At 44.7% G+C, this 26,665-nt stretch carries 16 protein-coding genes; 6 read left to right on the top strand and 10 right to left on the bottom strand.

The genetic code is table 11. The annotated features are described in order from the left end of the window. Positions 1-94: 94 nt before the first annotated feature. Positions 95-2,869, bottom strand: a complete 2,775-nt coding sequence (locus tag FX988_RS01070) for a TonB-dependent receptor (RefSeq protein ID WP_160177940.1) — start codon at positions 2,867-2,869, stop codon at positions 95-97. Positions 2,870-3,436: 567 nt separating this feature from the next. After that, on the bottom strand, positions 3,437-4,042 hold the full coding sequence (locus FX988_RS01065; RefSeq protein WP_160177939.1) for a GntR family transcriptional regulator: 606 nt from the start codon (positions 4,040-4,042) through the stop codon (positions 3,437-3,439). A gap of 180 nt (positions 4,043-4,222) precedes the next feature. On the opposite strand from FX988_RS01065, the gene FX988_RS01060 reads away from it, so the two are divergent. The 4 genes from FX988_RS01060 to aldA are packed head-to-tail and all read left to right on the top strand — an operon-like array spanning position 4,223 to position 8,654. Then, the gene (locus FX988_RS01060) at positions 4,223-5,359 is read left to right on the top strand and encodes a mandelate racemase/muconate lactonizing enzyme family protein (protein ID WP_160177938.1); all 1,137 of its coding nucleotides are present in this window, start codon (positions 4,223-4,225) and stop codon (positions 5,357-5,359) included. A gap of 9 nt (positions 5,360-5,368) precedes the next feature. Continuing rightward, positions 5,369-6,394 (top strand): zinc-dependent alcohol dehydrogenase, encoded by a 1,026-nt coding sequence (locus FX988_RS01055; RefSeq protein ID WP_160177937.1) that lies wholly within the window; start codon positions 5,369-5,371, stop codon positions 6,392-6,394. Positions 6,395-6,420: 26 nt separating this feature from the next. Further along, on the top strand, positions 6,421-7,185 hold the full coding sequence (locus FX988_RS01050; RefSeq protein WP_160177936.1) for a 2,5-didehydro-3-deoxy-L-galactonate 5-reductase: 765 nt from the start codon (positions 6,421-6,423) through the stop codon (positions 7,183-7,185). 5 nt (positions 7,186-7,190) lie between these two features. Continuing rightward, complete coding sequence (gene aldA / locus FX988_RS01045) at positions 7,191-8,654, top strand: aldehyde dehydrogenase (protein ID WP_160177935.1); 1,464 nt, start codon at positions 7,191-7,193, stop codon at positions 8,652-8,654. Between the two features lie 295 nt (positions 8,655-8,949). Here aldA and FX988_RS01040 read toward each other — a convergent pair whose 3' ends face one another. The 3 genes from FX988_RS01040 to FX988_RS01030 form a co-directional block, all read right to left on the bottom strand. After that, positions 8,950-10,485, bottom strand: coding sequence for a dynamin family protein (locus FX988_RS01040; RefSeq protein WP_160177934.1), 1,536 nt, complete (start codon positions 10,483-10,485; stop codon positions 8,950-8,952). Between the two features lie 248 nt (positions 10,486-10,733). After that, a complete protein-coding gene (locus FX988_RS01035; RefSeq protein ID WP_160177933.1) occupies positions 10,734-12,740 on the bottom strand; it encodes a sulfatase-like hydrolase/transferase in 2,007 nt (668 codons plus the stop codon). Then, the gene (locus FX988_RS01030; protein WP_160177932.1) at positions 12,740-14,689 is read right to left on the bottom strand and encodes a sulfatase-like hydrolase/transferase; all 1,950 of its coding nucleotides are present in this window, start codon (positions 14,687-14,689) and stop codon (positions 12,740-12,742) included. Before FX988_RS01030 ends, FX988_RS01035 begins: the two co-directional genes overlap by 1 nt. A 486-nt stretch (positions 14,690-15,175) precedes the next feature. On the opposite strand from FX988_RS01030, the gene FX988_RS01025 reads away from it, so the two are divergent. Both FX988_RS01025 and FX988_RS01020 read left to right on the top strand, forming a co-directional pair. Continuing rightward, positions 15,176-18,325 carry an Ig-like domain-containing protein gene (locus FX988_RS01025; RefSeq protein WP_160177931.1) on the top strand — a complete coding sequence of 1,050 codons (3,150 nt, stop codon included), beginning with the start codon at positions 15,176-15,178 and terminating at the stop codon, positions 18,323-18,325. Between the two features lie 23 nt (positions 18,326-18,348). Further along, positions 18,349-18,891, top strand: a complete 543-nt coding sequence (locus FX988_RS01020; RefSeq protein ID WP_160177930.1) for a cohesin domain-containing protein — start codon at positions 18,349-18,351, stop codon at positions 18,889-18,891. Positions 18,892-18,972: 81 nt separating this feature from the next. On the opposite strand, the gene FX988_RS01015 is transcribed toward FX988_RS01020, so the two are convergent. From FX988_RS01015 to FX988_RS00995, 5 genes are read right to left on the bottom strand one after another with little or no spacing between them, the layout of a single operon-like run. Then, positions 18,973-20,841, bottom strand: coding sequence for a DUF5060 domain-containing protein (locus FX988_RS01015; protein WP_160177929.1), 1,869 nt, complete (start codon positions 20,839-20,841; stop codon positions 18,973-18,975). Then, positions 20,838-21,890, bottom strand: a complete 1,053-nt coding sequence (locus FX988_RS01010; protein WP_160177928.1) for a ThuA domain-containing protein — start codon at positions 21,888-21,890, stop codon at positions 20,838-20,840. The genes FX988_RS01015 and FX988_RS01010 overlap by 4 nt, the downstream gene beginning before the upstream one ends. Continuing rightward, on the bottom strand, positions 21,890-23,359 hold the full coding sequence (locus FX988_RS01005; RefSeq protein ID WP_160177927.1) for a hypothetical protein: 1,470 nt from the start codon (positions 23,357-23,359) through the stop codon (positions 21,890-21,892). The genes FX988_RS01010 and FX988_RS01005 overlap by 1 nt, the downstream gene beginning before the upstream one ends. Before the next feature lie 31 nt (positions 23,360-23,390). Then, positions 23,391-24,734, bottom strand: coding sequence for a c-type cytochrome (locus tag FX988_RS01000; RefSeq protein WP_160177926.1), 1,344 nt, complete (start codon positions 24,732-24,734; stop codon positions 23,391-23,393). Between the two features lie 16 nt (positions 24,735-24,750). Continuing rightward, positions 24,751-26,622, bottom strand: a complete 1,872-nt coding sequence (locus tag FX988_RS00995) for a TonB-dependent receptor plug domain-containing protein (RefSeq protein ID WP_160177925.1) — start codon at positions 26,620-26,622, stop codon at positions 24,751-24,753. Positions 26,623-26,665: the final 43 nt, after the last annotated feature.

The raw sequence follows: 26,665 nt of genomic DNA, 5'->3' as shown, positions 1-26,665 counted from the left end.
AGTAAAAAAAGCCGCCTAACATGGCGGCTGAGTTTATTTTTCACCTTTAAATAACGGCTAAACACATCATATTCACGCCTTTAACCAATGGTTACTACCATTTTCCGCTGATACCGAAGCTATAACGTGGTCCATACTGCTCTGCTGAAATTAACTGCTCAGCAAAACGGCCATGGCGACGTACCGTTTCATCCGTTAGGTTCAGTCCATCAATGTACACGGTAAAGGTGTCATTAATTTCATAGTTTATGCTCAAGTCCCACTGCCCGTATGCTTCGGTAAAGGTTGGCTCAGTACCAAGCGCCAATAAAAAATCGTCTCGCCAGTTATAGGCAACCCTTACCTGCAACGCTTCATTTTCATAAAAGCCCACTAGGTTCCCTGAGTCACTCAAGCCAGTCAGGGCAATGGTTTGATCAAAATCGTATGGGTCAAATGACTCATCACTGTCAACCAAGGTGTAGTTCGCCACCGCGCCAAACCCCGTATCAGAGAACATGTATTGTGCGTTAAGCTCCCAGCCATCTACCTCTCGATTTTGCAAATTGTCAGGGGTAGACACATCAAAAATAACGATAGGGTCAGACGCTTGGCTCAAACACGCGGGATTTGGCGTATCAGAGGAGTCAGGGCAACCAGCACGAGGATTCACACTTGGGTCTCGTAACGGATTACCATTTACATCATTGATTTCACGTTGCTCTACGCCTGCACCAATGAAATTTTCAACGAATTTTTTAAAGTATCCAACTGACGCATAACTGCCGTCTGTATGGTACCACTCAAGTGAAAAGTCAAAGTTATCAGAGGTAATAGGTAACAGATTCGGATTGCCTTGTGACGCGTTGAACGGTCCGTCAGGACGGGCATCAATATTGGTCGAAGGGAACATGGCACTTATACCCGCTCTGGCTAAAGTCCTGCTATAAGAGAAGCGTGTTTTGATTTCTCCTGTCAACTCCATAGAGAAATCAAAATTTGGCAATACGCGGTTGTATCCCCCGCTTAACTCTTGTGCTGTGGCCGTGTCATCAAATAACGGTCTAAGTTCCTCTGCATGACGATAATTCAAAGCCAAAATACCAGGCTGCACTGAATATGCGCTTACGTCTGTATCTTCGTAGCGTACCCCGACATTCAAGTCGATTGGAAATTCATTAAATTCGGTGCTGAAATCGAACGACACATACAAAGCGGTCGTTTCTTCGTTCACCCCATTGGTCGTAATATCAGGCGCTAAGAATAACCCTTCGTCTTCAACGATATCTACAAAGCGGCTGGCTTCATAATTCGGAATAAATGAGAACAACTCGTTAGCCCCAGAAAACTGATCTGCAAAGTCACCTAGTGGGGTAAAAGTCAGCCCTAAATTATCAAGGGGAATATCAACAAATGAGAAACGTTCTGACAAATACGTATCAATTTGATAATCCGTGTACATGGCACCAAAGTTAATCGCTACCAATGCACCATCTTCTAAATTATCCCACTGACCATTAAACTGATATTGCTTAATGTTGTTTTCCATTTCATACCCACGCAACTGGTATAAATCAGATACGATATTATCAGGGTTATATGCCCCGCCGGTTAGTCCAGAATCATCAACCGTAATTGAGGGAATTTCACCACTGAAATCTGCACCGATGAGGGCAACGGAACCAGGTGGGTTTTTAAGGTTGGCGAGGGTTTCAGCTGTCTGTCCGTCTGGGTTTGAATGTGACGTTGAATCGTGAATATCAAACGCGAGGCGCAGTGCATCCGTTGCTTGCCACTTAAGGTTAAAACCAACTGAGTCGTTTTCTTTTTTCTCGTAGAGCTCCCACGCCCAGAAGTTCAGCTCATCGTTTACATTGGAGATATTAACCAAAGTACCATTTTCGTCAGTGGTGCCAGTGGGATTATCGAACCAAAATGCTTGTTTATTCGTAAAGCTGGTTTCTTCAAAGCGTGACATGGTGTAATCCAGTGTCGCTTCAATGCGATCATTCGGCGCAAACTGTAAAACCAACTGCGCATTTTGACGCTCACGTTCTGTATCAAAACGCTCTATTTCTGGTGTCCACGGCACCCAGTAGGCGCCTGTTGGGTTGTTATTTGTGTTGATAGCGCTAGCATCGACACCATCTGGGTCAGCTCGGTTGCGCACCCAACCATTCGATGTTCCTACTCGGTCACGCCCGCTATCACGCTCAGCGTGAGAAGCAGACAATAGAATACCAAACTTACCATCAGCAAAGGTTTGGCTAATCATGCCTGATACTTCAGGCGTAATGCTACTACCCGTATCAACACTTGAGTCATGCACACCTTTGACACTGGCAAAAGCCTTAAAGCCATCATAGTCAAACGGTTTCGCTGTGCTGATATCTATGGTTGCACCAATACCGCCTGATGCTACGTGCGATTTACCGGTTTTGAAAACCGAGACCCCAGAAACACTTTCAGAGGCGATTTCACGGAAATTGAAGCTGCGAGATACACCCGCTTCTTGTAAAGCAGAGGAATTGGGCATCTGACGACCGTTTAAGGTCACTAAATTAAAATCAGGGCCGAAACCACGCACAGTAACCTTGTTACCTTCATTGTTCGCCCGATCAATTGAAACACCACTGATACGCTGCAACGATTCAGCTAAATTTGTATCGGGCAACTTACCTATGTCTTCTGCGGAAATGGCATCCACCACCCCGGATGAGTCTTGCTTTATCGATGCAGATTTACTCAAAGCGCTTCGAATACCAGTGACATTAATCACTTCTAGATCACTTGCCTCTGCGCTCGTTTCACCCTGCTGGGCATAAACGCCGTTAGACGTTAGCAACATCGCCATACAAATGGCGTTTAGTTTAAAATTTGCATTACTCATTTGGTGCACCTTAAAAATCACTGCATGTTCAGAATGAATCAGTTTTAGTCACATCTAGCACGTGGCCAAACTAAATTGTTACCAAAACAATTGTTAACAATTTACAAACAGTAATAAAAAATGTAGTCGAAAGTCAATCTAAATCAACATTGATTTTACAATTTGCTCGCCATAATTAACGAAAATATCCGAGATTTTAGCAACAGATTAGAGATTATTTCGAATACGTATGAGTATTAAGGACAAAGACATTTTTCACGCTAAGCTAATGAAAAGTCGTAAATCAATCCTCGATTTCAAGAAGAGATGTATGATTAGTACTGTAATATAAGCGTCTATGTTCAGTAAAATAAATTACTCGTACTTTACCGCCATGTATATTTCGCACAAAACACAGAGCAACGCAGTCCGTCAACATGATAAGCGCAGTCTAAATCGAGATGTAGCGATATGACACAATACCTAGGCTAAAAGCGTAAGTAGCAACAACCCAAACGACGAACTGTATGTGCGTCACACCAATGAGGAAAAAGCGCCGCACTAGGCGGCACTATTAACAGAGAGATATTACTTTATATTTTTACGAATACTTGAAATGGCGAGCTTTAGATCATTCTGGCGTAATGCGTCCACAATGTGCCGATGCTCATCCACTAAGGTCTGCGAATTGCGAATTCGTTGGTAGTTCATCCGCATTCTAAGCACAACCGGATACCATAAGTTAGTTAGATCTTCGCCACCGGCAAGGCCAACAAAGTACTTATGAAACTCAATATCCGTTTTAGTTAATTCAGTGAACTCTTCCTTGTCAAAGTGCTCTTGCATTTTATCAATGATTGCGTCCATTCGGGCAAGGTCCGCTTCAGATATATTGTTTTCTAGTTGCTTAACTGCGTGCTCTTCAATCTTGCGGCGAATATCAATACTGAGTTTTTGCAATTCAGGGGTAAGTGGACTGCTTACTGACGAACCCACATTATCTTTACTGACCAACAACCCTTCTTTGGTTAGCTTAATTAACACATCTCTGATCGGACCTCTGGACGTACCAAAGCGCTCAGCCAGTTGCTGTTCGTTAAGCTTAGTGTTGGGTTCAAGTTCGCCAGATATAATGTCTGAACGAAGAACATCAGCGATTTGTTCTCTGACGGAAAGAATTTTATTAGATTTCATAAGGTAAGCTTCCCAAAAAGCGCTGTTTTATAATGTCTTATATAGTAAACGAAAAAACCTGCTTGTGATAAACATTTTTAGTTAACAATGGTCAAATGTATAGCATGAACAATTAGGTTTGCAATTAATTGTTAACAATGTACAATTAATTCACGGTCAATTTACACAGTCAGGATCTACATGAGTGTCATTACCAAACTAGACACACCTGCTATGAACAATTCGCAGATCACGTCCGTCAACGTTGAGTTATTCAATGTTCCCTTAGACGAAGTACTAAATGATGCAAAGCATGGTGATCACACCCATTTTGAGTTGATATTGTGCACGATTACCTGCGCCAATGGCATGCAAGGCGTCGGCTATACCTACACAGGTGGTAAAGGTGGCCGGGCAATCTATTCACTTCTCAATGATGAATTAAAACCTTTCCTTGAAGGAAAAGATGCAAGTTGTATCAACCACCTATGGGAAGAAATGCAATATCATCTGCACTACATAGGTCGAGGGGGATTAGTCAGCTTCGCGATTTCTGCGGTTGATATCGCCCTATGGGACATCCATTGTAAAACCTTAAAGCAGCCTCTATGGCGAGTCGCTGGCGGCTGCAGCAATAAAGTGAACTGTTATGCCGGTGGAATCGATCTTAACTTCTCGACAGAAAAGCTACTGTCGAATATTAAAGGTTATCTCGATCACGGCTTTAAAGCGGTCAAAATAAAAGTCGGCAAGGCAGATTACAGAGAGGATGTTGCAAGGGTTGCCGCTGTGCGCAAGCTAATTGGTCCTGACACGATTTTCATGGTCGATGCAAACTACTCACTCACCGTCAATCAAGCAATAAAATTCGCGAATGCTATTGAACAGTACGATATCACTTGGTTTGAAGAACCCACTATTCCAGATGATTATTTAGGGTTTGCGCACATCGCACAAAAGATCAATATCCCCTTAGCCATGGGAGAAAATCTACACACGCTTTATGAATTTAATCAAGCCATCGCACAAGCCAAACTTGGTTTCTTACAACCTGATGCATCAAACATTGGCGGCATAACCGGTTGGTTGGCAGTGGCCACTATGGGCTATGCGCACAATCTACCTGTGTGTAGTCACGGTATGCACGAGTTGCATGTGTCCCTGATGGCATCGCAACCAAACGCGGGGTACTTAGAAGTGCATTCATTTCCGATTGATAGGTACACCACTCACCCACTAAAACTTGAAAACGGTCAGGCTGTCGCACCAGATACACCAGGTGTTGGCGTGGAATTCAAAACAGAGCAGCTTCTGCCGTATTTAGTTAAACATTCTTAGGAGGCGCGTATGTTCGCAGCTCAATATATTGGCAATAAATCATTTAATGTGGTCGAAGGGCACGCTATTGCCCCTCAAGCAGGTGAAGTACGCCTAGATGTAGGTTACGTTGGCATTTGCGGCACAGACATGCACATTTATCATGGTGTAATGGACCAGCGCGTGTCTATTCCGCAAACTATCGGGCACGAAATTTCCGGTGTAGTCGCGCAAATTGGTGAAGGCGTAGAAGGCTTTGCCATTGGGGAGAAAGTGGTTGTTCGTCCTCTGGATTGGTGCGGCGAGTGCCCCACTTGTGATGCTGGGTTAACCCATATTTGTCAAAATCTTAAATTCATGGGCATCGACACCCCTGGCGCATTCCAATCCAGCTGGACGGTAAAAGCCCGTACATTACATAAACTACCCGACGGTGTTGACTTAAAGCAAGGGGCGTTAGTTGAGCCTTTATCTGTAGCTTGTCATGATGTCAGTCGTTCTCGCTTAAAAGCAGGTGAGAAAGCTGTTATTTTGGGTGGTGGCCCAATTGGGCAACTCGTCGCTGCCGTGGCAAAATCTGTTGGTGCAGAGGTGCTGGTGTCAGAGCCAAATGACAGTCGTCGTGCATTTGCTGACGAGCTTGGAGTGAAGTCCGTTAACCCAATGGATACCGATCTGGCTGCGTATGTAGATGAATGGACAGGTACTAAAGGTGCTGACGTCGTATTTGAAGTCTCCGGCGTCTTGCCTGCCATTCAATCGATGACTCAAATTGCAGGGCGTCGTGGCCGAATAGTCATGGTGGCGATTCATTCAACGCAGCCGCCAATTGATTTATTTCAGTTCTTCTGGAAAGAACTGGAATTATTAGGCGCCAGAGTTTACGAAGCCAAAGATTTTGACTGGGCGATTGAGTTGATTGCCAGCGGTCAAATCAATTTAAAGCCTTTTATTAGCTCAATCAGCCCGCTATCAGATATTGGCAGTGCATTTGCCAACATGGACGGGAACCCGCAAGGCATGAAAGCCCTTGTTGAATGTAACGCCGAACAGTAAAAATAGGGTTAGATAGGAACATAAGCATGTTAGAAAAATTCAGTTTAGAAGGCAAAGTTGCCCTTGTAACCGGCTGTAAACGCGGCATAGGCAAAGGCATCGCACTCGGTTTAGCAGAAGCAGGTGCTGACATTATTGGCGTATCCGCCAGCCTCGAACGACAAGGCTCAGAGGTGGAAAACGAAGTTACAGCATTAGGTCGTCAGTTCAAGGGCTATCAATGTGACTTCTCTGACCGTGAAGCGCTTTACGCATTTATCAAAGAAGTAAAAAGTGATTTCCCAAAAATCGATATTTTAGTCAATAACGCAGGCACCATCTTGCGTGCCCCTGCCGCTGAACACGGTGATGATTTATGGGACAAAGTCATAGATGTTAACTTAAACTCTCAGTTTGTTCTTAGCCGCGAAATCGGCAAAGACATGGTCGCCAACGGCGCGGGTAAAATTATTTTTACCGCCTCTCTTTTGACATTCCAAGGTGGAATAACCGTACCAGGCTACGCAGCCAGCAAAGGTGCTATCGGCCAGCTAGTCATGGCATTATCCAATGAGTGGGCAGGTAAAGGGGTTAACGTCAACGCGATTGCACCTGGATACATAGACACAGACAACACAGAAGCCCTGCGCAATGACGCAGAGCGATCTGCGGCGATTTTAGGCCGTATTCCACAAGGTAGATGGGGTAACCCTGATGACTTCAAGGGCCCAGCGGTATTTTTAGCATCTGAAGCAGCCAGTTATGTCAATGGCGCTATTTTATTGGTCGACGGCGGCTGGATGGGGAGATAATCTCAATGACGGTTCAAGAACTAGCTTTTAAAAACAACGTAAATTTCATTGGCGGTGAATATATTTCATCTAAAGTTGATGGCAAGATAGAAATACTTAGCCCTGCAACAGGCAAAGTCATTGGTGAAATACCAAAAGGGTGTAAAGCTGACGCGCAGCAGGCACTTGAGGTTGCCCAGGCAGCACAAAAATCATGGGCTAAGTTAACCGCTCGGACACGACAAAATATTCTGCGTGCATTTGCAAATAAGATCCGTGAAAACAAGCACATCCTCGCCCCAATGCTCGTCTGTGAACAAGGTAAACTGTTGTCAGTCGCCGAAATGGAAGTGGATGTTACTGCCACCTTTATTGACTACGCTTGCGACAACGCACTGACGATTGAGGGTGACATACTCCCTTCTGATAACCAAGACGAAAAAATATACATTCACAAGGTACCTAGAGGTGTAGTGGTGGGGATCACCGCGTGGAACTTCCCGCTCGCCCTAGCAGGGCGTAAGATTGGACCTGCCCTTATTACCGGTAACACCATGGTATTAAAGCCGACACAAGAAACGCCGCTTGCCACCACAGAGCTTGGCCGTATAGCCAAAGAGGCTGGCATTCCAGATGGGGTGTTTAATGTGATAAACGGCACAGGTTCAGAAGTTGGCCAAGCACTCTGTGAAAGCCCAATAACTAAGATGATTACCATGACAGGCTCTACCGTTGCCGGTAAACAGATTTATAAAACCAGTGCCGAGTATATGACTCCGGTTATGCTCGAATTAGGTGGTAAAGCACCTATGGTTGTTATGGACGATGCAGATCTCGACAAAGCAGCAGAAGACGCTCTTTGGGGCCGCTTCGCCAACTGTGGTCAAGTATGTACTTGTGTAGAGCGTCTTTATTTACATGAAGATATTTATGATCAGTTCATGGCTAAGTTCTTACCCTTGGTGCAAGGTTTGAAAGTAGGCGACCCTATGGCTGCGGACACGCAGATGGGCCCAAAATGCAATCGACGAGAAATCGACAATATCAGTCACATAGTACAAGAAGCGATTAACCAAGGTGCGACTGTCGCGACAGGTGGCAAGGCAGCAACAGTCGAAGGTTTTGAGGGCGGCTGTTGGTACGAGCCCACCGTTTTGGTTGATGTAAAGCAAGACAACATCGTTGTGCATGAAGAAACATTTGGTCCTGTTCTACCTATCGTGAAAGTCAGTAGCATGCAGCAAGCAATTGAGTACTGTAACGACAGTATTTACGGACTCAGCGCATACGTTCATACCCAGAGCTTCGCCAATATCAATCAAGCGATCAGTGATTTAGAAGTCGGTGAAGTCTACATCAATCGAGGTATGGGCGAGCAACACCAAGGGTTCCATAACGGTTGGAAGCAAAGTGGCTTTGGTGGTGAAGACGGCAAATTCGGTCTCGAACAGTATCTTGAAAAGAAAACCGTGTATATCAACGAGGGGTAATCATTATCGGCATACGTTACCCCTAAAAACCGAATACTGACCGATAATTTACATAAATGGTGACTTTTGAAAAGTATAAAACGTGTATACAAAACACCTAAAAGAACAATAAAGCCTTAAAAGCACTTCGGTTCAGTTATGTGCCCTACCCTGTAAAAGGTAAACCTATCTTAGGTTTACCTTTTTTCGATTACACATCGCCTTTTAATTTGCCAACGCAGACTGCGCATCTAGGTTGCAAGACTGGCATTTAGATTGCAAATATGCAGATTACACCAAGTGCTCCTTCCAAAGGTCAAAGCCCCGTATTGTTTTTTTGTTCGCTCAGACTCGATTGCTCTATTTCTAAAGAAAGCATTTGCGCGTTATCAGGTTCTTTTTGCCTGTCGGTCACCTTAACGTGTTTACCAGAAGGGTCAGTATAGGTGTTGTTCAATTCTTGCACATAGCGATCAGCATTGTTCAATACCGCCTCCAATGCTTTTTTAGAGCGCCATCCCCACCCTACAGGCTTAGTTCGAAATACACTGTTCCAAAAACCACTATTGCGCGTAAAAGCATTGAGCATACCTTCTCGTCGCTCTGCCCCTAAATCACTGGTACCGACGGGAGTAGATTGACGTATTTTAGTGGCTGCGCGTTTTTTAATGAGCGCATAAAGCCATACTAAAATCACACATATTGGTCCAGCGACCAATAAGCCGGACTGCCATGAACTAATGATCCAGCGCCACCATGGCGCTTGTTGCACATGGCCGTAGCCGCTTGCCGCAACCAATCCGGCCACCATTGGCAGTAAAAATAAAGCGCATCGCCAAGCAATGCCTTTCCGCCATTTTTTCTTCAATTCAATAAGACGCGGCACTAACTCGTCTTCTATCTCATGAGCCGTGCGTTCTAAATTCGCGATAATGCGATAAAACCGTTCCACTTTTACCTGAGCGACACGAGCATCAAGCTCAGCCATGTCTGTATTACTTTTCGCTTCTAAGCGTTGACGAATTTTATCATCCTCAATCGGCCTAGCCTGCTCAGGATTGAAAATTGTATAGAATTTACCGGCAGTGAGCCCTTTTTCAGCAATAGCGCGTTGCCATGCGCCTACAACTTCTTCTAAATTATCTTCCTTGGCCGTGGTATCAATTTGATTAAGGATATACAGAAATTTATTCGCGTCACTGCGCGTTACCGTTTCACCGACCAAATGTTGTAAGGTATCACGCATGGCGCCCGGCTCTGGGCGGCGCGCGTCAAATAGTATCAGCACTAAGTCTGACATGTTCATAATATGGTCAGTAATACGTAAGGTTGCCGTACGCTGAGCATCAGCATCAAAACCCGGTGAATCGATCAGTATCTGGCCTTTTAATTTTTCGCTCGGGCACGTTTTTAGCTGCAGGTAACTGTCGATACGTGCCCCCTCGCTTGGAGACACTTTGTCTAGCTCTTCGCGCATTTTATAAAAAGGGAAGCGCGGATCTGCGTCCAGCGCAATACCCGGTAAACTGCGCCGCTCACTGTCTTTTGAATAGCACATAACGGTAAATTTGTCGTCTACCGCCTGTGTCCCACTCTCTTGTATGTTTTCACCTATGTAGCGATTAATGAAACTCGACTTACCAGCAGAAAAAGTGCCAAGTACAGATATCATTGGCCACCAGGGTACGTGAAATGCGAAGGACTGATCGGTTGTTAGCAAACCGAGGCGGTAGGCCACACGATCTAGGCTACGAAAGCTTTTAACAACGTCGACTAGCAGTTGATTCTCGTTCTTTAAGTGTGATTCGAGCTCTCTTAGACGTTGTTTAACTTGTTGATTAGGTCTGGGCATAGTGACCTCTCTTAGAAATGTGAAGAAAAATGACAGGGTTAATTAACAGGCAAGCAAAACTCCATAACAATGTGGAAAACAGAAAATCCGCAACGGGCTGCCTATTCGAAGCGAACCATTGAGGTGAGCAATAAATCAACAATATACCTGCTAGCGTGAATAAACAACGCTTTACTCACCCGTCTTATACCATTAATCCACATTAATAATTGCCCTTTAACATCTTAACGTGGAATGGTAGTACAGACTCAAAGCGTGATCGGGCATGATACCTCTTCACTCAGCGCTTTAGGCAGTCGATAGTTATGAGCTTCACGTGCAAAATTTGATTCAAACGACGCGTTTTGTTTATTCCAATCTATTTCCAAACGACCATCGCCTAAAAAGATATTTTGTGCCTTTTTACGCAGCGCATCTGCAATGGCGGTGTAGCGTGTGTCATATGCAACATTGAGTCGCTCATTAGGGTCACAGGCTAAATCGTAGAGCGCCATTTCAACCTCTGGAGCAGGCGCATTAATTGCCCATTTTATATTTTCACCGGGAGCGTGGGTTTCCCCCGGTTTACCGAGCTTTGGTCTTATTTTCATTGAGAAACCATATCGCTTGGTTCTTAAATAGGCGCGATCGCCTATTATCTGATTTAACTCTCCTATCACATAGTCTCGCTTTAGCTTAGGTTGACGGATGACTGTGGCTAAATCCAAGCCATCTAGGTGGGATAGGTCTTCATTGTCTTCAACATCTAAACCTGCGGCCGCTAGTATTGTGGGTGCTATATCCACATATTCTATAAAGTCGTTATAAACCGAGCCTTTTGGAAAGTACTGACCCGATGAGTCCACTACAATCATGGCGCCATGATTAGATTTATTCCAAGGAGCGAACTTTGCAGAAATACCCTGCTCGCCCAAGTGCCAACCGTGATCCCCTACCGTCATAACAATTAAATAGGGCCGCCCTGTGGTTTTGTTATACGCCTTAAATTGTTCCACTGCCTCGCCGATTAAGGCATCCCCATAAGCGGTAAAGGCATAATAGTCGCGAATGGTTTTAAGCTTTTCTTCCTCTGTCATATCGTTTGTCGTCATCTCCTTGTATAACTTCACCAATTGGGGCGGAAGACTGTCTAAATCTGAAGTGGAAAAGTCAGGAATACGATACGGCTTTGATTTAAAGCGATCACGGAATGATTTGGGCGGAAGCACGGGAGAATGCGGAAAGTTGAAGCTTAAGCTAAGCATCACAGGTTTTCTGGGATTAGGCCCATCAATCTTATCGCCGAGTACCGAGGTGTATGACGTATTTGGATGACGTAAATACTTGGTAAAGGCTTTTAATATAAACCCATCTAATGTTTCCCCAGCTGGCTTAGGGCTTTCGCCGGCTAGAATCAATGACTTTAGGCTACGCGTGTACGATCGCACAATGTCGAGCTCGTTATCAACAGGGTTTTGAGCGGTAATATTCTTACCGTCTTTGCGTATGAGAAACGACTTTTTGCTGCCATCAGGGTAGTAAAAGTGCTCGGTAGTGGAAAGCGGCTGCCAAGTTTCTTTGTCGTAGTCTGTGTTTTTACCCCAGTCAGTAAAACCAGCTTTACTTAGCGCATAACGTTCCACCTCAAAATCGTAGGTTAACGGGGTGTTACGTTCACCTTGCTTAGGCTGCCATTCACGTAACCGCAAACCGGATTTACCGCTAAGCATGGTTTGATAGCCAGCTTCTCGCAATAGTTCAGGAAGGGTGGGTTTTGCATGTTCGTTACCACGATGGGCATACTCAAAACCGTAACGTCCGCTTCGGTGAGGGTATTGCCCTGTCGCTATAGAGTAGCGGGAAGGAGAACATCCCGGCGACTGACTATACGCATAAGTAAACAACACACCTTGTTTCGCTAACGCATCGATATTCGGTGATTCCACATAACCTAACGCACTTTCGCTCGTTCCTCGAATGACACGGTTAACTGCAGCAATAGAGTCTGCACGCTGATCATCGGTTAATATCCAAAGTATGTCCGGTTGAGGCTGAGACTGTCTGCGCAATGGCAGGCTTACTTGTGCCTCTTCTTGGCGAAGCACTTTTCTTTCTTGCTGCGCTTGTCCGTTTAAGGAAACGGGCGTTACTAACGCTGATGATTCACCGTCACTATCTTTAGGCTTGGAAAAAGAACATCCGCCAAGCAAGTTAACTGCCGCTAGCAAACTTAAATATAACGCGCCTCGCTTCCCACTAGGATAAAACACGTTCATTACTTCAATACCACGTTTGACGAAAGAGAAGGGATAAGGGCTTCTGGAATGTCTAATTTTTTATCGTCAGCCCCTTCAGCAAAGTTACTTTTTACGTAGCTATTTTCTTTTGTCCAATCGACCTCAACACGGCCATCCCCTAATACGATGTTTCCTAGCTTATTTCTAAACCAAAGCGCCAATGGTCTATAGGCTTTTGTATTGGCTACATTGTTTCGCTCTAACGGGTCTGCCGCTAAATCATAAAGTGCCATATCAACCTCTTCTGCGTCGGCATCCAACGCCCAGCGAATGCGCTCGCCGGGAGCAGCACCGGGAGGACGTGTGCGCATAGAAATACGGAATCGTTTAGAATGAAGGTAAGCACGGTGCCCCACCACCACTGTAGTTTCGCCCAAAATATATTCGCGCTCGGGCGCTTTTCCTGCTGCTACATCTAGTAAGCTATAACCGTCTAAATGATTGAACTCGTCTTGCTCAATATCTACCCCAGCCAAATCCAGTATTGTCGGTGCAAAGTCAACAAATTCAACCAAGTCATCGTTCACCAAACCGCGAGGCACCAACGATTTATCAGAGGCTGTAATAATGGCGGCATTACCCACACTTTGTTGCCAAGGACCAAATTTTGCTTCAATCCCCTGCTCTCCTAAATGCCAACCGTGATCGCCAATAGTATAAACAATGACCCACGGGCGGTTTTGTTTCTCACTGTAGGTTTTAAACGCTTCTACCGCTTCGCCAATAAGCTCATCACCGTGGGCGGTAAATGCATAGTAATCTTGAATCGCCTGTTGCACTTCAGCATCAGTCATACCGGCGATCTTGGTGGCGTGATACATTTTTTGTAGCTGCGGGGGTAATTTATCTACTTCGGATAAATCAAAGTCTGGAACCTTGTACTGATGAGATTTGAAGCGGTCTCTAATGGATTTTGGTGGCAACACAGGCGTATGCGGTAAATGAAAGCCCAAGTTAACAAATAACGGCTTATTAAAATCTGCGCCTTCTACCGTTTTACCCGCCAGCGTACGATAAGGTTTTGAAGCGTTTGCTAAATGATTGCGCAATTCTCTAACGACTTTAGCATCAATGGTTTCAGTAGCGCTATTGGGGTTTACGCCACCAATAATTAAATCGGGGTTGCTTCGTGTATAACTTCTTAAAATGTCAAACTCTTCATCGGTTCTCTTACGCTGAGCAAGGTCTTGTTCACTTACCTTATCGTCTTTACTTTTAATTAAGTAGCTTCTGCTCGTTCCATCGGGATAGTTAACATGTTCGCTGTAACCTATCGGGGTAGAGTTTCCAGGCTCGTCACCATATGAGGCTCGCGTATAAATATCACCGATACCGTGGTTTTGAAGGTCGTGTTTGAAGTGCACTCTAAAGTCAAAGAGCGGTAGCTTGTTAAACGATTGTCCTGGGCCCCACTGCATAAAGTAGTGATCTTCTTTGCCGAACATGGCTGTGTAGTAGCCCTCACGGTTTAAGTATTCAGACAGGAGCGGCTTAGAAAAGTCCGGGCCTGGATGCGAGAGTTCAAAGGCAAATCGCCCAGTACGAAATGGGTATCTACCCGAATGCAAAGCGGCGCGAGACGGCCCACACACAGGCGAGTTGGTAAATGCATGGGTAAACAACACGCCTTCTTGCGCTAGCTGATCAGCATTTGGCGATTCAATATACCCTAGGGGACTATTACTCTGCCCGTGTACGGCTTGATTATAAGCTGATATAGAATCGGGGCGGTGATCATCCGTAATAATCCACAGAATATTCGGCTGAAGGTCTTCGTCTGTAGCGGCCTTTAGTAATGCGTTGCGATTATCATCCGTTTTCGCGCTTGATTTTAATTGCGAAACTTCTGTCTGAGACTCCTGAGCACAAGATATCAAACCAAACACTAGTGTTAATAAAAATAGAGTTGAAAGACGTATACGCTTCATTACAAATGGCCTGTTAAAAATTAAATTATTTAAACACATCAACTAATAGCTCCACCCAATGTATTAGTCGCCCCATTGCTTACAATGGGTGTCAGACATACACAGCTACTTTTATAAGCTAGCTAAAGCGTGAGCTACAATATTTATTCAATGCCATCACAATACAGCAAATTGTTAACAATTATCAATTAATTTATAACATAAATTTCATTACTGCTAAAACTGGTAACCTAGTTAGGAATGTTGTCATCTCTTCGAAAAGCCCGCTTCACTTTCTGCGTATAGCATAAACGTCAGGTCGAAAAATCCTTAGAGAGGAGAAACTCTGTTTGACTCAAAAGCTCTCTCAATAACCCCTAAAACGGCCAATAAAAACAAATTTTAATAAATTGTTAACAATTTATTGTTTAAAATATAATCTTTTAGTAACCTTTTTGCGGTAGAAAAACAAACCCGTAACAATAATCTACTAAAGGATTAACCCAAATGTATCGAAAAATTTCTAGCTTTCTGCTTGGGGCAGGACTGGCTTTAACGTCTTCGGGCTTATTGGCAAAAACTGAAGCTGTGGTTAATGTGAATATCAAGCATTCAGTTGGCGGTAAAGACACATTCGACCGAGACAAATATATTACTTTGCACTCTACCGTTTCAGAGAGTGACTGGGATGGTGAAGAAGACAAGCTCAAATACCTAATGGAAGATCTAGATGTATACTTTGGCAGAGAGAACGGCACTGCAGCATGGAACTTCAATCAATCGGTCGAAGATGCCAACAACCCGGGTTATGTTGACCCCGCACATTTAATCAACAATGGCAGATACGCTCGGGAAACCACCTATGGTATCAATGATGCCAGCGTTCACCAGTATGATACTCGCGGTGAGGTCATGGTAGGTGGGCAACCTCGCCCTCACTGGTTTGCCACGGTAAACCCTTGCTGCGGTGGACAAAGTTGGCAAGCCAATGGGGCCGATGCGGTTGGCGACTTCATGGGGCAATACATGAATGCGTTTTTTCGAGCAGACGGCGAACCCTCTACTCAGGGTAGAGTTCGGCCCACTTACTTTGAGGTATTAAACGAACCCCTGTATCAGCTAACCGATGCCCCCCATGAAATGGGTTTAGAAGAACCTATTCCACCAATAGATATCTTTAAATTTCACAAAGATGTAGCAGATGCATTTCGCCGACATAACCAAGATATAAAGATTGGTGGCTACACAGTGGCTTTCCCTATTTATGAGGAACGTAACTTCGCACGGTGGGACGAAAGAATGAAGCTTTTCATCGATACAGCAGGTGAAAGTATGGATTTTTTCTCTACCCATTTTTATGACCTAGAAGATGACAATCGTTTTAAGGGTAGCCGTATAGAAGCCACTTTAGACATGATGGATCATTACTCTCTACTTACGCTAGGCGACACCAAGGAACACGTAATATCAGAATACGGTGGCCGTAACCGCCCCATGGAAAACGCACCATGGACACCTCTGCGAGACTGGTGGTTTCTAAAAACCGCTAGTCCAATGATGATGCAATTCATGGATCGACCAAACACTATCAGTAAAGCAATACCGTTTGTAACCACCAAGGCATTATGGGGCACAAGAAACGGGATTCCTTATAACTGGCGTTTGCTGCGTCAAGCTAAAGAGGGGGAAGGCGAACAAGGTGAGCACTGGGTATTCACTGAAATGGTGAAATTTTACGAACTCTGGTCAGACGTTAAGGGTACGCGAGTCGACTCGTTTACCACCAACGAAGATATTTTAATCGACAGTTATGTAAACAATGAAAAGCTATACGTTATTTTCAGCAACCTCACTGAAGCCAACGAAACGGTTTTACTTCATCAATTCGGGGCATCAGACGCAATCATTAAAAAGGTAAGAGTAAAACACTTACATTTAGTAGGTAACGCCCCTCAGTTAGATGTGATTGACGCACCTTTGGATTTAAAGCGCTTTGAACTAGCGCCAGAGGCTACGATAGTCGTGGAATATAGCTTTGATGCAGACATACACATTGATGGCTTATCGACAGAGAACAAATATTTTGCCACTGAATACTTAAAAGAGATTACCGAGAATCAAATAAACCAGTTTGAAATTAAAGGCGTTCAAATCTCTCCAATTGGCGAAGCTATGCTACGTATCGCTGTGGGCAGAGATCATGGTCAATCATTGTCTCCAGAAGTTAAATTTAACGGGCAAGTTCTGACATCCAAAGCGCGTATTAGCGGTGATGAACAAACCGCAAGAGATCGTTTTTTTGGTTTGCTGGAAATTCCCGTTCCTTATTCCTTATTAACAAGTACGAACCGAATTGATATTAAGTTTCCTGATGCAGGCGGTCACGTTGCGAGTGTCAATCTAAAAGTGTTCAGCTTCGATCAAGATATTAGACCCAATGGTGGCTCTGTTACCGATATGTACATCAGCCCTGAAACGGCAACGCTCGCTGTTGGAAGCACGCTAAAAGTATCTGCATCGGTAACACCTTTTTTTGCCACAGACCAGCGTTTTGCATTGACGTCTAATAATGAATCGGTAGCCACTGTTGATGCTAATGGCTTAGTAACAGGATTGAGTGCTGGTGAAGTAACAATTACAGCAATATCATCTGACGGGAGCTTTAGTGCTTCTTCAGTATTAACCGTTGAAGAACCTACCCAACCGTCAATTAGATTTGATGATGCGCAAAAATACACGTCCACTGAATACTTGTCTGGCAACAGCATGCAAATTACCACAGAGTATGACGCAGGCACTGGCTTTGAAGTTTCTGCTGGACTTGGCGGGGTAAATTATCTATTGAGACATATGGCAAGTAATTGGACAGTGATGAGTGATGTCGGAGTCACTGATAGTAGCGCCATTGGCTTACAAAAAGGCGTTTCCACCGTTGAAATTCCACTTGCTGGGCTCACCCCTAGCGAAGACTTAAATAACGGTGAATTTTACTTTTTGTTTGTGCGAGTACGATCATCTTCTGGAGAAACCAAAAACGTCTCTGCGTACCCGATTTCGATAGGACAAAGCGAAAATGAAATAGAACCAGGTCTTTCTCTAGATGATGAAGATAAATACCGCTCTACCCTTTATAACAACGACAGCACTCTTGATGTTTCAGCTTACTTTGAGGCTGGTGCAGGGCAAACCGTTTCCAGTCAATTGGGGGGAGTTAAGTTTTTCTTGAGAGAAATGGATCAAACTTGGTCACGATCATTCCACGATATTATTGTTTCCGACCCTAATGCTATAGGTAAGCAAAGCGGTACAGCAGAAGCTTCCTTGCCGCTGAATAATATTCTTCCTTCCGAAGCACTACCAGAAGGACATTTCTATTTCTTGTTTGCTCAATTCATATCTACCGATGGCACTACGTATAACATTCAAGGCATTGCGCCTGTGAACATCATAGCCTCTTCAGCCTTAAAAGGTGATTGGGACAATGATACCGATGTGGATAGCGCCGATGTAGACGCTCTTCTGAGCGCAATACAAACGCGCCAAGACATAGATTTGCTTTTTGATATCAACAATGATGGCGTCGTAAACATCTTAGACGCTAGGGCGATGATGGCGCTATGTACACGTGCACGGTGTGCAGTAGAAGCTATTGAATAACCACCACAGGAAATAAAAATAAGATGAAAAAACTAATCGCTTTAATCACACTGTTTATTGGCCTTCAAGCACAAGCAGGGCTTATTAGCCTTGAGCTTGATAGTAATGATGTAAGTATGGGCGACACCATTGAACTGTCTATCATAGGTAGCGGTTTTTCCAGCTTCGACTCATTAAGTGTTAATGTTGAGTTTGATACGGCTTTATTTGAATTAGATGAAAGCTCACTCGGTGGAGACCTATTCGATACATCACCGTTTAGGTTTGTTGTCTCTTCCCAGATATTTGGTGTTGCATTGTCCTATCTAGACTTTGCAGCTTTTATGGGGGGAGACTTTGTTATTGCGAGATTCAATTTAACCGCTACCGCGTTGGGTCAAAGTAGCTTTTTGTTAAGTGATATGGTTGCTGGTGAATTCTTCTCGGGGCCATTAATGGTTATATCAGAAAGTGATCCGATAGCAGTTACCATCAGCGCAACCGAAGTATCTGAGCCCAACAGCTTGGCTGTCCTATTGACTTTGGGGTTTGTTTTAATGGGAGTTCGCGGGTTAAAACGTAAATAAAGAAAGGGCACTAAACATGATAGCGACAGAGCAAACCTCTGTCGCTATGCTCACTCTTGACAGTGCGCACCCATTAAAGAATTACCTAGGTATCTTGGTCACTAGAATAACCCAGTCTTTTTCCTTCGCACTTGGCGGGGATCCTAATGCTTTTTCATATCTAACCCAGAAGTGTTTAAAAGGTGTTTTTTGTTCAATACGTTGCACTGAACCTTGTTGGAATACTCCGCCGTTTCGTGGGTCATACCATTTCACGTCGTATTCACCGAGCTCACCAGGCAGCTTAAGAAGCACACCTTTTGAAGCATCTTTGGTATACAAAACATAAAAAGCTTTGTCTTTGGCCAGCACCCATGCATTAGTTGCCCACTGATCTTCACTGGTGGAATTAGGTAGGTCTAAATCAGCAAGGGTAAAAAAGTCGATAGCATGTTTAGCCTGAGTCCAAAACTTATCTCTGGTTCGCCAACTTTGCGCGGTTAAATCTGAATGCGCGTTTTTATAACCAAAATACCATTCAGTGCCCCATGCGCCTGCCGTTAGGGCCCCCCATAAACCATTCGCTCGGGCGTTAAAATGCTCTGGGTCAACTGCGTCAGGGCGTAATGCGTATTCTGCATCACCAGGCTCATCTACCGCTATAGCCAAGGGTCGCCCGTTATTAACAGGCCAATCTCGCAAGGTTTTTACTGCACCATGAATTTGCGAGAAGTCAGGCGATGAGGTTTGAACTGACGCTCCGGTATATTGGCTGCCCGTAGCTGCAATATCATGAAAGTACTGACCGTTGTGTATTACTCGGTGATGTTCATAAGGGTCGATTTGCTGAAAATACTTCGCCATTGCTAAACGCTGAATGGTGGTTTGAGGCGGTGTGGGCGGGTTTGGATGCCACTCGCCATTTTCTTCACCTAAATTCCAGTTAAGCGCAAGGTGGTGCCCAAAGCGTGCCACAAGTTCTCGATAATACAGTTTTCTTTCTAACCCAAGGCCACCATTATCTAAAAGGCCTTGATTCTCTACTTCTTGGGTTTTAAAGTGAAGAAATAGCCCTAAGGACTGAGCGTGTTTGAAGATGATTTCCCACTGTGCAAGTTTAGACACATCGAATCGTAATACGTCGTTACTATCCACATAAGGGAATACGTTTTGATCGTCGCCAAGAATATTTAAGGTTAGAAACGATATCGAGTTCATACCTTTACTGGCGATATAGTTAAGGGCACCAATAAGGGCTTTGCCTTTACCTTCGTCTTTCTCACCAACGCTCTGCCAAGTGGGGTCACCAGGCTTCCAGTCTTTAAGGTGGGGCTGCCAGTTCTTGATTAAATTATCTTTTACGCCATCGCTTTTAAATGAGCCGTCGAAGTCCTCATAAGACAACAAATTCTCTGGCGAATCTGGGCCCGCTTTTATAAAGTAGCCGCCTGTTTCAGCAAAGCGCAAATAGGGTTTATTTACGTATTCTAGGCGCCCGGTAGCACGAAAGTCAGGGAGTAATTTATCTGTAGGACCAACAGTAAAAGCTCCGCTTTGCCCATTCATGTAGCCCCCATCAAGGCCAGTCTTTGTGGTATCTGCAACGGCAACATAACGCCCTTTAATAAAACTTGCCTGCCATTGCCATTTACCCGTTTGATTTGGGCTAAAATGCGCGCGCCATTTATTGCCAGCCTCTGCCCCCGTATTTTCTGCGTTGCCGTCGGCTGCAAAATAACCCGGCACTTGATACGACGCTTTTGTGTCTGTTTGGGTAAAGGTAACGTTTAAGCGATAATTAACAAACGGGTTAAAATCATCGTCCTCAGATACGATAGGGCCGTCAAACTCTAAGGTAATTTTATGCCACTTTTTAAGTTCGCCTTTTATTGCCACAGGCACATCTGCCCATGCAGTGCAGCTAAGCGATAACCCTAGTAAAAAAAGTCCTCGTCGTAATAACACATTCATTTATTTTGCGCCTGTTCAGTACGCTTAGCGCCCGCGGCCCACGCCACACCATTTGTGAATACCGTGATAAACATAGGGTCGGCATACACATTTTCGCCGTGCCCCAAGGTTGTATGAAACACACGGCCATGATGATAATTAACCGTCATAAGGACAGGTTCATGGCGACCGAAGCCATTGTGCTTTTTGTCATCGAAGGCCGTGGCCAATACAGTCAAATTCCCAGCGGGCCCCCGCAAGCGGTTATACAATTCATCGTCGCTGTGCTCCCACGTTTCAGGAAGCCCCTGCATAATAGGATGTGACCCTTTGCGCACTTGAACATCGAAAGGGTGAACATAGCCATGGCCGCCTCCCTGCCCTGCTGACATATCGCGCTTCAGCTCGCCACTGTCGTTATAATAAATATAAGGGCCATCTTTTTGATTGCGCCCGCCCCAGCCACCAATGCCGATCATTTTGTTGTACTCAAGCCATTGGGGAAAGGCGTTATTCGCTGCATGCACCGAAACAAAACCGCCGCCATTTTGCATGTATTGTTCAAAAGAACGCTTCGTCGCTTCAGGCCAAGGTGCAGCTTTCCAGCCAAAGTTAGAAACCACCACGTCATACTTGCTAAATTCAGGCGCAAATGTAGGGTCGGTTTTAGCTTCAGTTACCGTTTCGTGGGCCCGGTCATCATTGGCGGGGTACTGCTCAATAAGCTTCTCACCGCGCCAAGTGTATTGAGTACGATATACATCAACACTAAACTGCCCGCTTTCTTCTAAGAAGGCTTTCATCATGGCGGTAGACTTTGGCCAAATATAGTGATTATTTTGACCATCAACGATAAGCACTTTTAATGGCGCACGCTCGGCACTATTAATTTTATTTTTGAAAGCATTAGCCGATTCACTATTTGAAGTGCTATGGGAAGTGCTATTTGACGTGTTAGTCCATGCGCAGCCAGTTAGGCTTAGTAAAGTTAAACCTAGAGCGAAACCTAAATTAAACCGAGCAAACGCGCCCAAGGGGATTATCCGAACGCTTATCCCACAAAGCTTCATTACTGTTCCCCTTCCAATAACTGATTCAAAGTGTAGTAAACCTTGTCTACGCTTGTGGAACGCCCTTTCTCATCCTTAAGGCCAGCGAAATCAATTTGTACGACTTTGCCAGGCGTTAAAGGCAAGGTAACGTCTATGGTTTTTCCGTCATCTAATAAGATGACATTAGATATGGGTAACGTGGTTAACTCCATTTTCGGCGACCCATAATTGCTTGAATAATGATAATGCCATGACTGTGCCGCAAAACTTTCTTGCGTGACCGATTTTGCTGACAAGGTGTCAGTAAACGCTATTCTAAAACCCGTTTTAGTTAGCTTGATATCGTGTAGTTCAAATGGCGTAGTGCCATCCCATACCACTTTTTGCAGTCCGAAGGGTTTGCCACCCTGAGCACCCCACCCGCGGGCCGTTTGTCCAATCCAAAGCTGCCCGTTTACGTCAAATTCAGCTCTAACATTACCGCTTTGAAACTTGTTCATAAAATTAATCACCGCACCTTGGTATTGGCCGTTCACTTTATCGAGTAACACCCGGAAAACGTTGGATTGAGTTTGATCGCCAATAAAGATTTGGCCGCTAAAGGGCCCAAATTTACCTTCAGTGGTATCCCATTCTGGGTTACCCGGTGAGTTTGCCACTTCCACATGAGGTATCCACACAACAGGTGTCTCGCTCATTTTTTCAAGTTGTTCTAAAGACATCTGCTTAATAGACTCCCGCGTATACCCTTCTACATCCACAAGTGACACAGGATGGCCGTAGAACTTATTTTGTTGTAGTAAGTGCATCTTAGAAGTGGGCACCCAATCACCTTGGTTATCCGTGTAAAATATTTCGCCTTTAGGCGAAGTCCCTAGACCCGCCGGCGAACGTAACCCCCAAGCGTAAGGCACAAATTCGCCTTCTGTCGTTACCTGATAGGCAAAACCGCGGTAGCCCCCAGGCGATCCCATCGCCCCCATGGTAAAGGCATCTGGGTTATTGTGACTTAGGTTCAATGTACCGTATAAATTACCCTGCTGGTCTTTAACGGGTCCGAAATTAAACTCATGGTAATTGTCATTGAAGGTCCAATCGTCCACTACGGTTTCATAAATATCAGCCACACCATCCTTGTCACTGTCAATAATGCGCGTTAGTTCAGGCTTTTGTGATACAAGTAGGCTACCGTCATCATTAACAAGCAATCCCGTTGGTTCGTGTAACCCTTGTGCGAATTTAAACCAAGTGTCGTTTTTGTAATACCAGACATCACCAAAACGAGTAGCCACCCAAATAACGCCTTTGCTGTCACTGTCTAACCCCGTTACATGAAAGCGTTCATCTTTGGGCGTTTCTATTGTGACAATACTATAGCCATCTGGTTTGTATTGATGCTTTGGCGCTTGTGCCGCACCCACATGAAAAGAAGTGATCAGGCTTGCGCTGGCTAGGCTAAATACTATTTTTCTAAATCTAAAATTCATATCGTCAATCTCATTGGTGGCTTTTTCGTTTTTATGGGTGCTGTAAAGTTGCCGTAATAACGACACGCCCACCCTCGCTCGGTTTTAATACCGAGCCTTGCGGGTCTAGTGGGCTGAGTTGGTCATCACCATGACGCCAGCGCACTTGGGGTATATCAGGGATAAGCAGTTTTATAGGTTGCGAACCGGTTACCGTGTACACAAAATCCAGAGTATTGCTGCTGCGAGGTATCACTGTGAGGGTGTATTGGTTTTGCTCGAGTTCATAGGCAAATACGGGGTTATCCTCTTCTAGTCGATAGCCCTTATAGCGGCATGTTGCGCTTTCAGTTACATGTTTAAGCTGCTTAGGTGCATGAAATAACCACTCGCCAAGGGGTAAGCTAGGATCTTCACCGCGCCCAGCGATGTTTGGCCCAATATTTAACATGTCACCTTGCCATACCCCAACAACTGAACATGATTTTGTATTAAAGCCATAATTCAATTTTGCTGGGAATCCCACAGAAATAGTGGAAGGAGGTAAATCTAGTATACGCTTGCGCTGAACAAGTATTTCACCCGCCGCTTTTATCTCGTATTTTTTCTCTTCAACAATGCCCTTTGCCTTTGTTGAAAGCGGGAAAAGCTTAACGGTTAAATCTAAGTTTGTTCCTATAAGTATTAGATTCCGTTGGTTCGGCTTAGTCGTGCCTGAACGATAAGTAACTTTTAGATGCTGCTTACCACGCTGTAAGCGCCACGTAGGAAACCATGCGGTTCCCCCCTTTTCCACTTGTTCACCATTCATATACACCTTGAGTTCATGAGGAAAGCCCCACTGTAACCATACTTGTGTATCGATATCTTTCGGCGCGTAAAAGTCACCTTCAAATTCAATAAAATAATGTTGAACTTCAGGAATTGAGAAATCCGCTAACCCCTTAGGTAACGCGCCCGACTTAATCAATTTGTCTTCGGTGACATGCGTATCGTCTGCACCGTTTAATTGATACAACTTATAGGTGAGGTTGCCCCACCCTTCTCGTTTAGACAGTACATACGCCACGATGGCTTCAAGCTCGGCTTCGTTAAACACACCTTTAAAACTCGGCATTCCCGCATTAAGAAAGCCTGTTTTCACGTTATTTAGTATTTGAGAAGGTGCACTTCCATGCACCCACTCGCCATCTTTTAAGTTAAACCCCGTCGCCCCACTTAAGTCCTTGGCATGGCAAGACGCACAAATTTGTTCAAACAGTTTTTGGCCTTGCTCCGTCACTTGCGGGTTCTGACTCTTTACGCGTAATGTTTCATCAAGGTTGTTGGCGAAAGCGTTAACAGCGAATGCCAAGGGAAATAAAACAAAAGCAAGGATGGATGTGAGACGTTTCATTGCAAGCAAGTCCATATTAGTTAGTGCGCCACGAAAGTTGCATTCCTACACCTAGCTCAGGCCCAGGAACGCCAACCGCAACTTGATAGTTTTTGTCAAAGACATTTTCTAGGTAGATGTCAAGGGTGTGCTGATCTGACATCGCCCACGTAGTGGTGATATTTACTTTGTTGTACGACGTTAACTCACTTTGTTCAAACTCGCCTGTATACAGGCTTGTGGCCTCTGTACTGCCTACATAATTAAATCGAGCAACCGTCACAACATCGTCTGTAACCTGGTAATTAACCGCTAGTCTGCCTTGCCACTCAGGCCTGCCAGTGAGTATTTCGCCATTTTTAGTATCAAGATCTACATAGGTAATATCGCCTTGAATGGAGATTCGCTCAGATACCTGATGGCTGGCGAACAACTCAGCCCCGCGTCCTTCAATATTGGAACGATTAACCAATGAGAAGGCTTGGCCGTCGAAATCCACCAAATTGGTGTATTTATAGAAGAAAAGTGAAGCGTTCACTTCGCTGTTATCACTATTCCATTCAACGCCCACGTCTTTATTAGTGGCTTGCTCAGGCTTGAGATTTGGGTTACCAATCATGTTATTGCTAAGCGCATACAAGCTAGGTAATTTAAACGCACTTCCCACGTTGGCAAAAACGCGAACTTGTTCTGAAAGTTGATAAACGCCACCTAACTTCCAGGTATTTTCGCTATTGAAGTCTTGGGTGTCATCATGGCGTAGCCCCGTGAATAGCGTAAGTGTGTCGTAAGACCACTGTGCATCGATAAAACCCGCTATGGTGTCTCGTTCAATGTCGTAGTTGGTGGGAATGTCACTGCCGTAGAGGCTAATAAAACCTGAGGCTTCACCTTGCTCATTTTTATAATCCACTCCAGCGGTAACCCTTACCTTGTCAAAAGACATCATGTTTAGCCAGCGCAGCTTATAGTAGTCGTATTGATTACTAGACTCCGTAGGCGGCGCGTTGGTATAAGGCGCTATACCAGCAGAAAATAAATTGTCGTCTATCTGATAAATTTCTGCCTGAGCTGCCAATTCATACCAAGAGTTAATAGCTTGATGATGGCGAATACTTGCCGTCACTAACTCGCTTTGCTTATCATCTCTGGTACTGGTTGGAGCATATATTACACCGCCACTTTGATCGGCGTAGGCGTGCTGTTTATAGTCATTATATCGCGCATTAAATCGTGTGCTGCTATTGTCAAACAGCGAAAAATCACCTTGGACAGCGAATTCTAAAGACCTTTGTTCGTCACCATTTGGCTGTCTGTCAGAGTCAAGTAAGCTAAACCTTCCTTGAATATTACCCGCCCCGACCATGGCTTTTGCAACCTTTTGCCCTTTTGGCAGAACACCTACAGATAACTCAGTGCCCGTGGTATTTGGCGCAAATGTAATAAGGTTGACCACTCCCGCAATAGCATCGGAACCATATATAGAGGACTGTGCGCCCTTAATAACCTCTACCCGTTGCAATGCGCTTTTCGAAACAGAAGATAAATCGAAACTACCGCCGCGAGTATCAAGGGGGTTGTTAACCTGCACGCCATCTATTTGTACAATAACAAAGTTGGTTTCTGCACCGCGCAGAAATATCTCTTGTACAGCGCCGGATTTTTGCACGGTCATACTGGGAATTTGCGCTAATACGTCCAGCGCGGTAGCACCCACCATAGAACGTATCTCCTGCGCTGATAATACATATATTGGGCTGGCCATTTGCGTAACGGGTTTAGGCTGAAAGTTACCGTAAATCTCGATGACTTCCGTTTTATTATTATCTTCTGCCATCTCACTTGCCTGTGCATGTGAAACAGCGATGCACAAGAAAAGAGGCAAAGTAGTGGCTGTGGTAAAACGCATTTAACTCTCCCAGGTGACCTACTCCACATAAGTCAAAATATCA

This window comes from Paraglaciecola mesophila (assembly GCF_009906955.1).
GTDB lineage: Bacteria > Pseudomonadota > Gammaproteobacteria > Enterobacterales > Alteromonadaceae > Paraglaciecola > Paraglaciecola mesophila_A.
This window is presented reverse-complemented; position numbering and strand designations above follow the sequence as displayed.